This window comes from Mesorhizobium carmichaelinearum, assembly GCF_900199455.1.
Lineage (GTDB): Bacteria > Pseudomonadota > Alphaproteobacteria > Rhizobiales > Rhizobiaceae > Mesorhizobium > Mesorhizobium carmichaelinearum.
On record NZ_FZQR01000004.1, the window covers coordinates 1 to 15,616 of the forward strand.

Sequence of the window (15,616 nt, forward strand, 5' to 3'; positions counted from 1 at the left end):
TCAGGCACCGTACCGAAATAGCTCTCAAGGCTGGTAATGGCAGTCACTCCTCGGTGGACTGCCTTCCCAAAGAATCCCTTCTCAAACCAACTTCAAGCCCAAAATCGCCATATGCGATTCCCCTGCCGTAAACGGGGAGAAGGAAGAGGCGCTACATCCTCGTCCGCTCTGCCTTCGGATCATACATCGGCTTCAGCGACGCTTCCGCCGCAAAGCGCTCGCCGGCGATTTCGATTTCATAGGACGAGGCCAGCACATCCGCTTCGCTCTCGCCCTGGCACGGCACATAGCCCAGCCCGATCGCGCCGCCGAGATGATGGCCGTAATTGCCTGAGGTGATCGGGCCGACGATCTTGCCGTCGCGCAGGATGGCTTCGTTGTGGAAGAGCAGGGGCTGCGGGTCTTTCAGCCGGAACTGGACCAGGCGGCGGCTCAATCCGGCTTCCTTCTTCTTCAGCACGGCGTCGCGGCCGATGAAGTCGCCCTTGGCCGTCTTCACCGCGAAGCCGAGGCCGGCTTCCAGCACATTGTCCTCGTCGGTGATGTCGTGGCCGAAATGCCGAAAGGCCTTTTCGATGCGGCAGGAATCCAGTGTGTGCAGGCCGCAGAGTTTCAGCCCGATATCGGCGCCGGCCTCGTCGATCGCCTCGAAGACGTGCGCCGCCTGGTCGGTCGAGACATAGAGCTCCCAGCCGAGTTCGCCGACATAGGTGACGCGGTGGGCGCGGGCGAGGCCCATGCCGATCTCGATCTCCTGGAAGGTGCCGAACGGATTGTTCTCGTTGGAAAGATCGTTGGGGCTGACTTTCTGGATGAGCTTTCGCGCATCCGGTCCCATCAGGCAGAGCACGCTTTCAGCTGCCGTGACATCGGTGATGACCACGAATTCGTCGCCGACATGCCGGCGCAGCCAGGCCAGATCACGCTGCAGTGTGGCGCCCGGTACGACGAGGAAGTAGGCCGTATCCGACAGCCGCGAGACAGTGAGGTCGCTTTCGATGCCGCCGCGCTGGTTGAGCATCTGTGTGTAGACGATCTTGCCCGGCGCCACGTCCATGTCGTTGGCGCAGAGTTTTTGCAGGAAGGCGCAGGCGTCACGGCCCTCGACGCGGATCTTGCCGAAGGAGGTCATGTCGAACAGGCCGACCTTGTTGCGGACCGCCAGATGTTCCTCGCGCTGGTTGTCGAACCAGTTCTGCCGCTTCCAGGAATAGCGGTATTCGCGCTCCTGTCCCTCGCGGGCGAACCAGTTGGCACGCTCCCAGCCGGCGACCTCGCCAAACACGGCGCCGCGCGCCTTCAGGTGCTCATGCAAAGGCGAGCGGCGCACACCACGCGATGTCGCCATCTGCCGATAGGGGAAATGATCAGCATAGAGCAGGCCGAGCGTTTCGGAGACGCGCTCCTTGAGATAGCGGCGGTTCTTCTGGAAGGGCTGGGCGCGGCGGATGTCGACTTCCCAGAGATCGAAGGGCGCTTCGCCATCGTTGATCCACTGCGCCAGCGCCATGCCGGCGCCGCCGGAGGAGACGATGCCGATCGAATTGTAGCCGGTCGCCATCCAGTAGCCGGACAGTTCCGGCGCCTCGCCGAGATAGTAGCGGTCGTCGGGGGTGAAACTCTCAGGGCCGTTGAAGAAGGTGTGGATGCCGGCGGTGGCCAGCATCGGCATGCGGTTGACGCCCATTTCGAGGATCGGCTCGAAATGGTCCATATCCTCGGGCAATTGGTCGAAACAGAAATCCTCGCGGATGCCGTCCATGCCCCAAGGTTTGGCCACCGGCTCGAAAGCGCCGAGCATCATCTTGCCGGCGTCTTCCTTGTAGTAGGCGCACTCGTCGGGCACGCGCAGCACCGGCAGGCGGCTGAGGCCGGGGATCGGCTCGGTGACGAGATAGAAATGCTCGCAGGCGTGCAGCGGGATGGTGACGCCGTTCTGCGCGCCCAATTCACGCGCCCACATGCCAGCGCAGTTGACGACGATGTCGGCCTCGATGGTGCCTTGTTCTTCGCCCTGCGCCCAGGACACGCCGGTGACGCGGCCGGCTTTGGTGTGGACCTTGGTGACCTTCACATTCTCGACGATGGTGGCGCCGCGCTGGCGGGCACCCTTGGCCAGCGCCATGGCGATGTTGGCGGGGTCGCACTGCCCGTCGAGCGGCAGATGCACGGCGCCGACGACGTCGGACACGTTGAGATGCGGGTACATCTCTTTGACTTCCTTGGGAGAAATCTCGCGCACATCGACGTCGAAGGCACGCGCCAGCGACGCTTGCCGGTAGATCTCGTGCTTGCGCTCCTCGGTCAGCGCGACGGTGATCGAGCCGACCTGGCGCATGCCGGTGCCGACTTCGGTCTCCGCCTCCAGCTTGACGTAGAGGTCGGCCGAATATTTCGCCAGCCGCGTCATGTTCTGCGAGCCGCGCAACTGGCCGATCAGGCCGGCGGCATGCCAGGTCGTGCCCGAGGTCAGCTGCTTGCGTTCCAAAAGCACGATGTCGGTCCAACCGAGCTTGGCCAGATGATAGGCGACCGAGCAACCGGAGACGCCGCCGCCGATGATGACGGCCCTCGCTTTGGTAGGAATGGCCTTGGTGGGGATGGTCTTGGTCATGCGGCCTCGCGGCGATAGCTGGAAGCAAAACGGCGCAGCCGAAGTGCCGCTTCTCGGAGAATCGGCTCCGGCTGGCAGAGGCTGATGCGGATGTGGCCGGCGGCGGCTTCGCCGAAGCTTGAGCCGGGCATCACGCCGACATTCTCCTTGTCGAGGAAGGCAAAGGCGAATTTCTCGTCGTCGGGTTCGACCTCCGATATATCGAGCATCACATACATGCCGCCTTCGGAGCCGCGCACGGCGACGTCGTTCATGCCGCGCACGGCATCGAGGAAGATGGTGCGGCGCGCCGCGTAGCGCTCGGCGATGTCCTTCACGCCGTAATGATTCTCAAGCGCCTCGGCGCAGGCGACCGAGATGAAGGCCGGCAGGCCGTAGGTGGTCACCAGATTGAGATTGATGAGCAGCGTGATCATCGTTTCCGGACCGGTCAGCCAGCCCATGCGCCAACCGGTCATGCCATGGCTTTTCGACATGGAATTGATGACCAGCGTGCGCTCGGCCATGCCGGGCAGCGAGCGCGGCGAGACGTGCTCGCCGCCGCCCAGCGTCCAGTAGACCTCGTCCGACAGCAGCCAGAGGTCGTGCTCGCGGCAGATTTCGGCCAGCTGTTCGAGCCGCTCGCGCGAATAAACGGCACCTGTCGGGTTGTTCGGCGTGTTGATCAGGATGGCGCGGGTGTTGGGCTTGAGTGCCGCGCGGATCATGTCGGCGTGCGGCTGGAAACCATCCTCGGCCGGCGTCTCGACGACGGTGAAACTGGCGCCGGCGGCGCTGAACGTGTTGGGATAGGTGGCGTAGTAAGGGGCAACGACGATGGCGTGGTCGCCCTGGTCGAGAACCGCCTGCACCGCCGCGTAGAGGGCCGCCTGGCCGCCCGGCGTGGCGATCACCTGGTCAGGCGTCGTCTCGACGCCGGTGCAGGCGCTGGAGGCTGCCGCCATTGCCTGGCGCAGGCGCGGCAGGCCGGGCAGAGGCGTGTAATGGTGATTGCTGCCGCGGACCGCGGCCACGCAGGCCTCGATCGTTTGCGAGGGCGTGTCGAAATCATGGTCGCCGACCGACAGCATGATGATGTCCTCGCCGGCGGCCTTGCGGGCCCAGGCGGCGGAATGGACTTCCCAGCCATCCTTGCCCGAAGGCACGATGCCGGAGATGCGCGACGATGGTCTAGGCATGCAAAACCCCCGAAATTTCGTAACCGTCCTGCTGCAGTCGATCACGCAGCGCGGCAATGTGCGGCGGTCCGACTTCGCAGCAGCCGCCGACGATGTCGGCACCTGCCTCCACCCAACCGATCGCTTGCTCGGCATAGGCGTCCGGGCCGAGGTCGTGGCGGGCGTGCAGCACATCGACGGTACCGCCGTGCTTGAGCGCCTCTGTGGAGGTGAAGCCATTGGCATAGGCGCCGACCGGGCCGCCGAGATCGATCAGTTCAGGCAAGGCGGCGGCGATCGCTTCCGGCCGGCAGCAGTTGAGCAGCCGCGCCGCTATCGGCAGGCCATCGAGCGCGCTGGCCGCGGCGGCTATTGTTTCGCCGCTGCGCAGACGCGGCGTGCCGTGATCGGCGAGCGTCCACGACACCCAGACCGGCTTGCCGCTTTCCGATGCCGCGGTGACGGCCGCGCGTGCCTCATCGGCTGACGCCATGGTTTCGCAGAGGAAGAGATCGACGCCATCCACCTGCTCGGCAACGATGCGGCGATAGATGTCGAGCGTCTCCTGGTAGGAGATGGTCAGCACAGGCGCATAGCTGCCGAAAAGCGGCGACAGGCAGCCGGCGATCGTTGCGTCGCCGGCTTCGTCGCGAGCCTGCCTGGCCAGCTCGATGCCACGCTTCTGCAGCGGCTTGAACAGCTCCTCGGCGCCCTCGCGCGCCAGGCGTTCGGGTGTCGCCGAATAGGTGTTGATGGTGATGACGCGCGCGCCGGCGCGGATGAATTCGGCATGCAGATCGCGCACCAGATCGGGTTCGTCAATCAAGACCCTGGCCGACCACAACGGCGTCGGCTCGGATTTGCTGCGGCGGACCAGTTCCTGGCCCATGCCGCCATCGGTGAGGATGACATTCTTCATGCGCGCAGCCTTTCGTTCCTGGGATCCCAGAGCGGCTCGTCCTTCTGCACGACCGCCTGGAAACGATCGCCGAAGATTTCGACCTCGACGGATGTGCCGGGCTCGGTCAAATCCATCCGCAGCATGCCGAGCGCGATGGACTTGTCGATGCGATGGCCCCAGCCGCCTGACGTGGTCTCGCCGACGATCTGGCCGCCATGCCACAGCGTCGACATGTAGGGCGCGTCGCAATCGCCGGGGTTCTCGACCACCAGCGTGACGAAGCGCTTCTTCACGCCTTGCTGCTTTTCGTTCTGCAGTGCGGCCTTGCCGCGGAAGTCGGGCTTTTCCCATTTGACGAAGCGCTCCAGCCCGCCCTGCAGGATGGAATAGTCGGTCGACAGATCCCCCTTCCAGGTGCGGTAGCCCTTCTCCAGCCTGAGCGAATCCAGCGCGTACATGCCGAACGGTTTCAGGCCGTGCTTCTGACCAGCCGCGCAGATGGCGTCGAAGATGGCGGCGGTGTCACCGACTTTTGTGTGGATTTCCCAGCCGAGTTCGCCGGCGAAGGAAACACGCACGAGCTTGGCCCAGCGGCCGGCGATCTTCGTTTCCTGATGCGTCAGCCAGGGCAGAGTGAGGTCGGCGTCGCAGACATCGGCGAGGATTTTCCGCGAATTGGGGCCGGCCAGGATCTGAGTGGAGAATTCCTCGGTGCGGTCGATCAGCTTGAATGGCGCGTCCTTGGGCATGCGCGATTTCAGCCATTCGAAATCATGCCATTGCGCGACCGCGGCGGTGATCAGCGTCATCACATTCTCGTCGTGGCGCACGACGGACATTTCGGTGACGATGCGGCCCTTGTCGTCGGCGAAGTAGACGAGGCCGATGCGGCCGGGCTTCGGCACCAGTCCGGTGACCTGCAGGCTCAGCCATTCGGCGCCGCCGGGGCCTTCGAGGTTGAAGCGCGAGAAACCCGGCAGGTCGAGGATGCCGGCGGCGTCGCGGACAGCGTGGCACTCTTCACGGACGCGATGCTGCCAGGGACCTTCACGGCGGAAGGTTAGCGTCGCTTCCTCGGAAATGTCGTCGCCGTCCTTCGCATACCAGGTGGCGCGCTCCCAGCCATTATAGGCGTCGAAGCGGCCGCCGAGCGCCTTGGTGCGGTCATGGATCGGCGACAGTTTCCTGTCGCGCCCTTCGGGCCAGGCATGGCGCGGGAACTGGATGGCGTATTCATTGCCGTAGATTTCCAGGCCCTTGGCGACGCAATAGTCCGGCGCGGATGCAAAGGACGTAAAGCGGCGCGGATCGCAGGACCACATATCCCATTCGGTCTGGCCCTGCGTGACCCACTCGGCCAGCACCTTGCCGGCGCCGCCGCCTTGCGCGATGCCGAAGGTGAAGACGCAGGCCTCGAAGGCATTGGGCACGCCGGGCATCGGGCCGATCAGCGGATTGCCGTCCGGCGCATAGGGGATCGGACCGTTGATGACCTTGGACAGGCCGGCGGTGCCCAGGATCGGCACGCGGGCGACGGCATCGGCCAGGTAATGTTCCAGCCGGTCGAGATCGTCGGGGAAGAGCTGGAAGGAAAAATCCTCCGGCATCGGATCGCCAGGGGTGGCCCAGTGGGCGCGGCAATTGCGCTCATAGGGGCCGAGATTCATGCCGGCCTTTTCCTGGCGCAGGTAATAGGACGTATCGACATCGCGCAGCAGTGGCAGTTTCTTGCCCTGTTCCTTCGACCAGGCGGCGAGTTCGGGGATTTCCTCGAACAGGATGTATTGGTGGCTCATCACCATCATCGGCACTTCACGGCCGAACATCCGGGCCACTTCAGCAGCGCGGTAACCGGCGGCATTGACGACGATCTCGCAGCGGATCTCGCCCTGCGGCGTGGCGACCACCCATTCATCCTTCTCGCGGCGCACGCCGGTGACGGGGCAGAAGCGGATGATTTTCGCGCCCAGGTCGCGCGCGCCCTTGGCCAGCGCCTGCGTCAACTGCGCCGGGTCGATGTCGCCGTCGCTCGGGTCATAGAGCGCGCCTTTCAGGTCGTGCGTCTCGATGAAGGGATAGCGGCGCTTGATCTCGTCGACGCCGACCACGTCGATGTCCATGCCCTGATAGCGGCCCATGCCCTTGGCGCGCTGGAATTCCTGCATGCGCTCCCAGGAGTGGGCGAGCCGCAGCGAGCCGGTGACGTGATAGTTCATGGGATAGTCGACCGCGTCGGCGAGGCCCCGGTACAGCTCGGTCGAATAGCGCTGCATGTTCATCAGCGACCAGGACGAGGAGAAGGTCGGCACATTGCCGGCGGCATGCCAGGTCGAGCCTGAGGTCAGCTCGTTCTTTTCCAGAAGCACGCAGTCGGTCCAGCCCGCTTTGGCGAGATGATAGAGCGAGGAGGTGCCGACGACGCCACCTCCGATGATCACCACGCGCGCCGTGCTCGGCAAACCCGCCATGTTCTTCTCCCAGAAATTGACTCAATAGACGGGTGGTGAAACCACCCAGATGACAACCGCCGGCTCGGTGCCTGGATTGCGCCAGCGGTAGGGTTTGCCTTCGAAGCGGAAGGAATCGCCTTCGCCGAGGCGGTGCCAGACGCCCGCTATCTCGATCTCGAAAATGCCCGAGGCGAGGTAGCCGGCTTCCTCGGTCGGCCGCAGCTGCTGGGTCTTCATCTCCGCGCCCGGTGCGAAGATCGAGCGCACCATCTCGAAGCTACCACCGAGATCGGGCGACAGGAGTTCTTCCACCAGGCCGGATTCGCTGGTGCCAAGCGTGCGGCGCCTGCCGGCCCGCACCACCACGCCGCGCTCGCTCTCGACCGGCACGTCATGGCTGAAGAACAGGCTGATCGGCACGCCGAACAGCTCGGCGAAGGCCCTGAGATCGCTGAGCGACGGCGTCGACAGGCCGCGTTCGACCTGGCTGACCCAGCCGACCGAACGGCTGAGTTTCAGGGCGATCTCGGCGAGCGTCAGCCCGCGTGCCCGGCGCAGCGCCCTGATATCGCTGGCCAGTACGCGTTCGTCAGGTCCCTGCAATGTTCGCGGGGTAGTGGAAGGCAGAACGCTCATTTCATGAAAATTTCCATCCGAATTTCATGAGAGATCAAGCTCATGAAAAAATCAAGTAGATTTTCACCAATGCTCAAGATTTGCTTGCAGGATTTTGACGGTTCATGCAAAGGCTCCGCCGCGAGCGGCGAGTGGGGACGTCCGATCGACACAAAGGCTAAGGGACGGCCCATGTTGGAAAAGAAGGCTCGAATCGCGGATGAGGCCGAGATCGTCGACGAGGCGATCGTGTCGCGCCGTTCGGTGCGCGCGTTTTTGCCCGACATGATCGACGATGACACCATCCGCGACATTCTGGCGGTTGCGGCGCGCGCCCCGTCCGGCACCAACATGCAGCCATGGCGGGTCTACGTCACCAAGGGCGAGACCAAGCAACAGATATCGGATGCTGTCCTGAATTCCGGTATCCGCGCCGAAAAGGCCGACTGGGACGAATACCGCTACTATCCCACCCAGTTCTTCGAGCCGTATCTTACCCGCCGCCGTGCCAATGGTTTCGGCCTCTATGGCGCGCTTGGCATCGGCCGACGGGAGGTCGACAAGATGCGCGCCCAGCATGACCGCAACTTCGTCTTCTTCGACGCGCCTGTCGGCATGATCTTCACCATCGACCGCCGCCTCAACCAGGGTTCGTGGATCGACTACGGCATGTTCCTGCAGAACATCATGGTCGCGGCGCGGGGCAGGGGCCTGCACACCTGCCCGCAGGCCGCCTTCGCGCCCTATCACCGGCAGATCCGGCCGGTGCTCAACATTCCCGATGAGGAGATCGTCGTCTGCGGCATGGCGCTGGGCTATGAGGACACGTCCAAGCCGGAAAACGCCTTCCGCACCGATCGGGTGCCGCTGGAAGAGTGGGTGACGTTCAGCGAATAGAGCGGCCGCCGAAAAACTCGGCGGCGTGTGACGATCATTCCGTATTCATCTGCAGGCCGTGGCCGCTGACATGGGCGCCGTCCTGCGGCGTCAGCTTGAGATAGGCAAGCAGCGCGCAGAGCGTGATGACGCCCTCGATCGCGAACAGGATCCGAAAATCATTGGTCACGGCAGGGCCGCCGCCGGCCAGGAACGACAGCATGGCCGCCGCCAGGCCAACGCTGATCGCCACTGCCAGCTGCCAGAGGATGTAATAGAGGGCGCTGAAGCGGGCGAGCTGTTCGGGGGCGATGTCGGAATAGGCGAGATTACCGGTCGACGCCCATTGTATGGAACGAAAGACGCCGAAAGCGAAGATATAGCCAAGCACGATCCAGACCGGCGTCGTCGCCTGCATCAAGGCGAAGCCCGCAACCAGCGCGGCAACAACAGGCGTGTTGAAGACCAGCACGCGGCGGAACCCGAACCGGTTGAGCACGCGTGGCATGAAGAAACGCATGACCACCGAGCCGAGCGCGGCAACGAAGGTCAGCGATCCCGCCTGCACCGCGCTCATGCCGAAACCAAGCTGGAACATCAGCGGCAGCAGGAAGGCGACGGAGCTGAGGCCAATTGTGTCCAGCCCACCGCCGGTGAGGAACGAGATGCGGAATGTGCGGATGCGCAAGAGCTTGAGGTCGAGCAGGGGATTGGGCACGCGCAGGCAGTAGAGCGAGGCAATCGACAGGATGATGACCGCCAGCACCAGTTCACCGGCAATCAGGCCGCCGGCGGCGTCCTTGGCGGCAAGCGAGTCCATGCCGAACACCAGAAGCACCATGCCGCTGCCGACCAGCAGAAAGCCGGGAAAATCGAAGCGCGTGCGCACGGGTTTAGTCACCGTCGGGAACAGTGAGGCGGCAAGGATCGCTGCCGCCAGCGCGAACGGCACATTGATGAAGAAGATCCAGCGCCAGGAAATGTAGGTGGTCAGCGCGCCGCCGACGAGCGGGCCAACCAGCGGCCCGGTCTGGCTGGCCACCGAGATATACATGTTGATCTTCAGCGTCCGGTTGCGCGGGAAGCTCGACAGGATGACGACCTGGCCGAGCGTGCCCATCAGCGCCCCGCCAAATCCCTGCAGCGCGCGGGCGCCGACCAGCGTCCAGATGTTATCAGACAGTCCGCACAGAGCCGACGAGCCGGCGAACACCAGCAAGGCAAAGCAGTAGACGTTGCGCAGGCCGAAGCGGTCGGCGGCCCAGCCGCCAAGCGGCATCGAGATGATCAGGCTGGCGACATAGACGGTGATCAACAGGCCGAGTTGGCTCGGCGGGCGGGCGAGGCTTTCGCCGATGCCGGGCAGCGCTGTTACCACGACATTCTGGTCGAGGCTGGTCATGAACACGCCACAGGCGACCGTCAGCGGCAGCAGGAGCAAGGCTCTGGCCGACACATCGGCGCGATCTGGTGCGCCGGCGGATAGTTCTGCGGTCATGGGGATGTTCGAACCAAACGAATGTGCCGAGTCTGAGACGGGATTTTTATCCCTTGGGCCGATTGGGCGGCCACGTTTTTCCACCATGGCCGTCCACGGCGCGATTCTCTAGCGGCAGAACCGGCCGGCATTGAGGCCAGAAGAAGGGCGAAGCGGCCTTGTGCCGCCACCGCGTCCTTGTTTTGACGCAACTCCGGACGGAAAACCGTTTCACACTTTTCCTGGAGTTGCTCTACTGCACTTCGTAGCCGACTTCCTCGCTGGCATGGCAGAGCGCCTTCCAGAACGAACGCGCGAAGGAGCGGAAGACATAGATGTCGAACTGGTCGGCGCCGGTGCGCTGGATCTGGGCGAAGACGTCGTGATGGGTGGTCGAGCGGCCGGCGCCGATCGGGAAGGCCGTAAGCGCGAAGTCGATGGCGAAGAATTTCGCCAGCACCCATTCGGCCTTCGGCCCGGCGATGCGGATGGCGGTGCGGCCATGCGACAGGTCGGTCACGGTGCCGATGGCCGGCGTCACCGCTTTGGCAAAAGCCGCAGCTAGCCCTTCGTCTTCGTCGGCCACGGTGAATTTTCCCGGCGCGAAGCCGAACACCGACTTCACGCCATCGCTCAGGCCACCGCCGGCGCCGTCGGGTAGCGACAGCCCGGTGACGGTGCGGATGGCAGCGATCAGCTTCTTCTCTTCGCCCGGCCATGCGGCGAGCTGCACGATCGAGCCGGGCCTTGTCTCCGTGAGCAGGATCTCGACGCCATGTTCGAAATTGCCATGCGAGCCCACATGAAACTCCGGCTCGAGCGGGGATTGGCGCTCAACCATGCATGCGGGTCCCTTCAGGATCGTAGAAATGGTTGGAGACGATTTCGACCGGCCCGAAGCGGTTGCGTAAGGGATCGGAGACATGGGCGCGGGTGCCGTGCCTGGCCTTACCGCCCTCGACCAGCGCCAGCGCAATATGCTTGCCGAGCGCCGGCGAATAGCAGCAGGCGGTGATGTGGCCGATCGAGCCGTGCGGATTGGCCTCGTCCAACGCCTCGACAATGTGCGCGCCGCCATTGAGCGGCCGGTTGTCGAGTGCAATCAGGCCGACCAGTTCCAGCCGGTCGGACGCGATCAGGCCCTCGCGGTCCATCATCGCCGAGCCGATGAACGGCTTCTTCTTCGACAGCATCCAGTCGAGATGCAGGTCGCGCGCGGTGGTGCGGCCGTCGATCTCGGCGCCGGTGACATGGCCCTTCTCGATGCGCATCGTGCCCAGCGCCTCGAGCCCGTAGGTGACCAGGCCGAACGGCTTGCCTGTTTCAATCAAGGCTTCCCAGACATGGGTGCCATGGCCGGCGCCGGAATAGACCTCGAAGGCCATCTCACCGGAGAAAGAAAGCCGGCAGATCATCACTGGCACGCCTGCTATCTCGCCACGCACGATGCCCATGAAGGGCAGTGTTGCATTGTCGACCGCGGTGTCGGTGACGCAGGCGGCCAGGATTTGCCTGGCTTTCGGTCCGCCGATCGCGGCACCCGCCCATTCGTCGGTCACCGAGGTGACGTGTACTTTCAGCTCCGGCCAGATCACGTCGAGGAAATATTCCAGATGCTGCATCACCTTGCCGGCATTGGCCGTGGTGGTGGTCATCAGGAAATCCTGTTCGCCGAGCCGCCAGGTGGTGCCGTCGTCGAAGGCAAAGCCGTCCTCGCGCAGCATCAGCCCGTAGCGGGCCTTGCCGACAGCCAACGTCGAAAACATGTTGGTATAGACGCGGTCGAGGAAGGTAGCGGCGTCGGGGCCCTGCACGGCGATCTTGCCCAGTGTCGAGACATCGACGATCCCGGCACTTTCGCGCGTCGCCTTGGCTTCGCGCACATAGGCCTGCTCGATCGTTTCGCCTGAAAGTCCGTAGATCATCGGCCGGTACCAGAGGCCGGCGGAATACATGGTCGCGCCATTGGCGAGGTGCCAGTCATGCATCGGCGTCAGCCGCTCCGGCTTTAGGTCGCCAAAGCGTTCCGCCGCCAGCGAGCCGATCGACACCGGCGCGAAGGGAGGCCGGAAGCGAGTCGTGCCGACTTCCGGGATCGGCTTGCTCAGCGCCTCGGCCATGATGGCAAGGCCGGGAACATTGGAGCTCTTGCCCTGGTCGGTCGCCATGCCGAGCGTGGTGTAGCGCTTCAGATGCTCGACCGAGACGAAGCCTTCGCGATGCGCCAGGCGGACATCTTCCGCCGTCACGTCGTGCTGGAAGTCGACAAAGCTCTTGCCCTTGGCCCTGATCTCGAAGACAGGCGCCGGATCGGGGTCACCGGGTAGAGCTTCGACCGTGGGCAATGCCGCCGGCGTGCTCGTTCCACCTGCGGCAGCAAGACCGGCGGCCCGGCCTTCGGCGATCGCTTCGGCCGTCGAAAAACTGCCGGTGAAGGCGCCGGCACCAATCCATTGCTGCGTTGGCCATTGCTGCGTCGGCTTCGGCGGCAGGAAAGCCTGCCGTGCGGCATTCCATTCCGCTTTGGCGCCGGCCTGGCTGGCCAGATGGATGGTCGGCGACCAGCCGCCCGACATCAGCAGGCAGTCGGCGTGGATGCTTCGTTCGTCGCCGGTGAGCGCGCCGGTGAGCATATCGAAACGCTGGACCTTGATGCCGGAGACCGCCTTGCCGCCCTCGGTGGCGACGACGGCATGGCCGGCCAGCACTTCGGCTTCGGCCTCCGTCGCCAGTTTGCGCATTTCGGCTGACAGCTCGGACCTGACGTCGGCGATGGCGACGATCGCCGCACCCGCTTTCTTGAGGGCGACGGCCGCGCGATAGGCGCTGTCATTGTTGGTGAACAGCGCGATCCGCTCGCCCGACAGCACGCCGAATTCGTTGACGTATCGCTCGGCGGCATGTGCCAGCATCACGCCCGGCCTGTCATTGCCCGGGAAAACCAGCGGCCGTTCGAAGGCGCCGGTGGCCAGCACCACGGATCTGGCGCGGATCGCCCAGTAGCGGTGGCGCGGTTCGCCCTTGGCGGGTTGCTCCTTGTGGTCGCTGACCCGTTCGAGTGCTGCAAGCGTGTTGTTGTCGTAATAGCCCCACACCGTGGTGCGCGGCAAAAGCCGGACATTGTCGCGGCCTTGGAGCTGGGTGACCGTGCGGCGGGCCCATTCGGCGGCCGGTGCGCCATCGATGGTTTCACCGGACCAGTTGGTCGAGCCGCCGAAACGCGGTTCGAGATCGGCAAGCATGACGCGGGCGCCCTGATCGGCGGCGGCCTTGGCGGCCATCAGGCCGGCAGGACCCGAGCCAACCACCAGCACGTCGCAAAAGGCGTTCATGCGCTCGTAGCGGGCGGGGTCTTTTGCCGATCCGGCGCTGCCGAGACCGGCGGCGCGGCGGATGAAGTGCTCGCAGAACATCCAGAAGCGCGTGCCCTTCAGCGGACCGATCACCGGCCCCATGAAGGTCTTGTAGTAGAAGCCGGCGGACAGGATCTTGCCGCCAAGCTGGTTGACGGCGTTGACGTCCCAGGCCAGCGACGGAAAGCGGTTCTGGCTGATCGCGACCAGCCCGTCATGGATCTCGACCATGGTCGCCGGGATGTTGGGCTCGCGCACCTCGCCCTTCAGCACCGTCACCAGCGCATTGGGCTCCTCCACACCTGCCGTGAGCAGGCCGCGTGGGCGGTGATATTTGAACGAGCGCCCGAAAAGCGTGACGCCCTTGGCCAGCAGCGCGGATGCCAGCGTGTCGCCGGCATGGCCGGTATAGGCAACGCCGTCGAAGGTGAAGCGGATAGTTTTCAGCCGGTCGATGCGGCCGCCAGTGTCGGTGCGGCGCGGGCTCATGGCTTGTCCTCCGCCTTGCGGCGCGCGGCCGAGCCATGATCGCCGCGCACGAAGGCGACGCTCGAAATCTCATGCGTCAGCGTGTTGCGCACGACCCTCAGATGCGCTCGGCAACCGCCGGAATGCTGCCAGATCTCATTGTGGTCGCCGGCCGGGTTCAGCCGGTCATAGACATAGGCGTTCCAGGCTTCGAAATTTTGCGAGGCGGGATCGGGACGCTCGCGGTTGCCGTCACCCTGATAGGTGAATTCGATGACGTCGCGCGGGCCGCAATAGGGGCAAGTGATCAGCACGGGATGTTTCCTAATGAAGCCGCGGGTTCGCGCCTTGGCCCTTGTCGTCGATGACGAGGCCGCGGTGGAAGCGGTCAAGGGTGAACGGCGCGTTGAAGTCGTGCGGCTCATCCTTGGCGATGGTCCAGGCAAAGGTCCAACCGGAAGCCGGCGTCGCCTTGAAGCCGCCATAGCACCAGCCGCAGTTGAGATACATGCCGGGCAGCGGGCCGGTGGTGATGATCGGCGAGCCGTCCATCGACATGTCGCACACGCCACCCCAGGAACGCAGCATGCGCACCCGCGCAAGGCCCGGAAACAGCGCCAGCATCTCGCTCATCACTTCGTCGACAATGGGCAGGTTGCCGCGCTGGGCGTAGCTGTTGTAGCCGTCGATGTCGCCGCCATAGACAAGGCCGCCCTTGTCGGACTGCGACATGTAGAAATGCCCCATGCCGAAGGTCACGACCGTGTCGATAAAGGGCTTTAGCGATTCCGTCACGAAGGCCTGCAGCACATGGCTCTCGATCGGCATCGTCTCGATGCCGGCCAGCCGCATGACGCGCCCGGTGCTGCCGGCCACCGCGACCGCCACCTTCTTGGCCCTGATGTCGCCGCGCGATGTGGTAACGCCGGTGACGCGGTCGCCGTCCCGCAGGAAGCCGGTGACCTCGCAATTCTCGATGATGTCGACGCCGCGCCGGTCGGCGCCGCGCGCATAGCCCCAGGCCACGGCATCATGGCGGGCGGTGCCGGCGCGCCGCTGCATCAGGCCGCCGACGACGGGAAAACGTGCGTCGCTGGAAAAATCGAGCGCCGGGATCAGGCGCTTGATCTGCGCCGGCGTCATCAGTTCGGCATCGACGCCGAGATGGCGCATGGCATTGCCGCGCCTTGCATAGTCGTCGAACTGGGCCGGCGTGTGCGCCAGGTTCAGGCAGCCGCGCTGCGAGAACATGACATTGTAATTGAGCTCGTGCGACAGGCCCTCCCACATCTTCATCGAGTGTTCGTAGAAGCGGGTGTTGGCCGGCAGCAGGTAGTTCGAGCGCACCGCCGTGGTGTTGCGCCCGACATTGCCGGAGCCGAGCCAGCCCTTTTCGAGCACCGCCACATTGGTGATGCCGTGTTCCTTGGCCAGATAATAGGCGGTCGCCAGCCCGTGGCCGCCGCCACCGATGATGATGACGTCATAGGAAGCCTTCGGGTCCGGCTTGCGCCAGGCCGGCTTCCAGTCCTTGTTTCCCTTGAGCGCGTTCGCGAGCAGCGAAAAGGCCGAGTACTCTGCCATCATTGTCATCCGGTTCGGGCGATGCGGCAGACTATAGAGCAGGCCGCATCCGCAAAGCCAATATTGCGCCATGGCCTTTCGACTGGCCGACGCTCGGATCGCGATCCGAGCGCGATCGGAT

General features: G+C 64.5%; 11 protein-coding genes. 1 reads left to right on the forward strand and 10 read right to left on the reverse strand.

Annotation, left to right across the window (positions count from 1 at the left end):
• Nucleotides 1–151 precede the first annotated feature (151 nt).
• The 5 genes from CKW40_RS09855 to CKW40_RS09875 are packed head-to-tail and all read right to left on the reverse strand — an operon-like array spanning nt 152 to nt 7,758.
• Nucleotides 152–2,614 carry a GcvT family protein gene (locus CKW40_RS09855; RefSeq protein WP_179297904.1) on the reverse strand — a complete coding sequence of 821 codons (2,463 nt, stop codon included), beginning with the start codon at nt 2,612–2,614 and terminating at the stop codon, nt 152–154.
• The gene (locus tag CKW40_RS09860) at nt 2,611–3,792 is read right to left on the reverse strand and encodes a pyridoxal phosphate-dependent aminotransferase (protein ID WP_095199760.1); all 1,182 of its coding nucleotides are present in this window, start codon (nt 3,790–3,792) and stop codon (nt 2,611–2,613) included. The genes CKW40_RS09855 and CKW40_RS09860 overlap by 4 nt, the downstream gene beginning before the upstream one ends.
• Nucleotides 3,785–4,690 (reverse strand): homocysteine S-methyltransferase family protein, encoded by a 906-nt coding sequence (locus tag CKW40_RS09865; protein ID WP_095199761.1) that lies wholly within the window; start codon nt 4,688–4,690, stop codon nt 3,785–3,787. The genes CKW40_RS09860 and CKW40_RS09865 overlap by 8 nt, the downstream gene beginning before the upstream one ends.
• Nucleotides 4,687–7,140: a GcvT family protein gene (locus CKW40_RS09870; protein WP_095199762.1), complete on the reverse strand. Its 2,454-nt coding sequence runs from the start codon at nt 7,138–7,140 to the stop codon at nt 4,687–4,689. Before CKW40_RS09870 ends, CKW40_RS09865 begins: the two co-directional genes overlap by 4 nt.
• Before the next feature lie 21 nt (nt 7,141–7,161).
• Nucleotides 7,162–7,758: a helix-turn-helix domain-containing protein gene (locus CKW40_RS09875; RefSeq protein ID WP_179297905.1), complete on the reverse strand. Its 597-nt coding sequence runs from the start codon at nt 7,756–7,758 to the stop codon at nt 7,162–7,164.
• 171 nt (nt 7,759–7,929) lie between these two features.
• Between CKW40_RS09875 and CKW40_RS09880 the strand changes: the two genes are divergently transcribed.
• Nucleotides 7,930–8,634 carry a nitroreductase gene (locus CKW40_RS09880; protein ID WP_179297906.1) on the forward strand — a complete coding sequence of 235 codons (705 nt, stop codon included), beginning with the start codon at nt 7,930–7,932 and terminating at the stop codon, nt 8,632–8,634.
• 34 nt (nt 8,635–8,668) lie between these two features.
• On the opposite strand, the gene CKW40_RS09885 is transcribed toward CKW40_RS09880, so the two are convergent.
• From CKW40_RS09885 to CKW40_RS09905, 5 genes are all read right to left on the reverse strand, one after another.
• Nucleotides 8,669–10,111, reverse strand: coding sequence for an MFS transporter (locus CKW40_RS09885; RefSeq protein WP_095199765.1), 1,443 nt, complete (start codon nt 10,109–10,111; stop codon nt 8,669–8,671).
• Nucleotides 10,112–10,343: 232 nt separating this feature from the next.
• Nucleotides 10,344–10,931 (reverse strand): sarcosine oxidase subunit gamma, encoded by a 588-nt coding sequence (locus CKW40_RS09890; RefSeq protein ID WP_095199766.1) that lies wholly within the window; start codon nt 10,929–10,931, stop codon nt 10,344–10,346.
• Nucleotides 10,924–13,932, reverse strand: coding sequence for a sarcosine oxidase subunit alpha (locus tag CKW40_RS09895; protein ID WP_095199767.1), 3,009 nt, complete (start codon nt 13,930–13,932; stop codon nt 10,924–10,926). Before CKW40_RS09895 ends, CKW40_RS09890 begins: the two co-directional genes overlap by 8 nt.
• The gene (locus CKW40_RS09900; protein ID WP_095199768.1) at nt 13,929–14,225 is read right to left on the reverse strand and encodes a sarcosine oxidase subunit delta; all 297 of its coding nucleotides are present in this window, start codon (nt 14,223–14,225) and stop codon (nt 13,929–13,931) included. The genes CKW40_RS09895 and CKW40_RS09900 overlap by 4 nt, the downstream gene beginning before the upstream one ends.
• 10 nt (nt 14,226–14,235) lie before the next feature.
• A complete protein-coding gene (locus CKW40_RS09905) occupies nt 14,236–15,495 on the reverse strand; it encodes a sarcosine oxidase subunit beta (protein ID WP_095200251.1) in 1,260 nt (419 codons plus the stop codon).
• Nucleotides 15,496–15,616 lie beyond the last annotated feature (121 nt).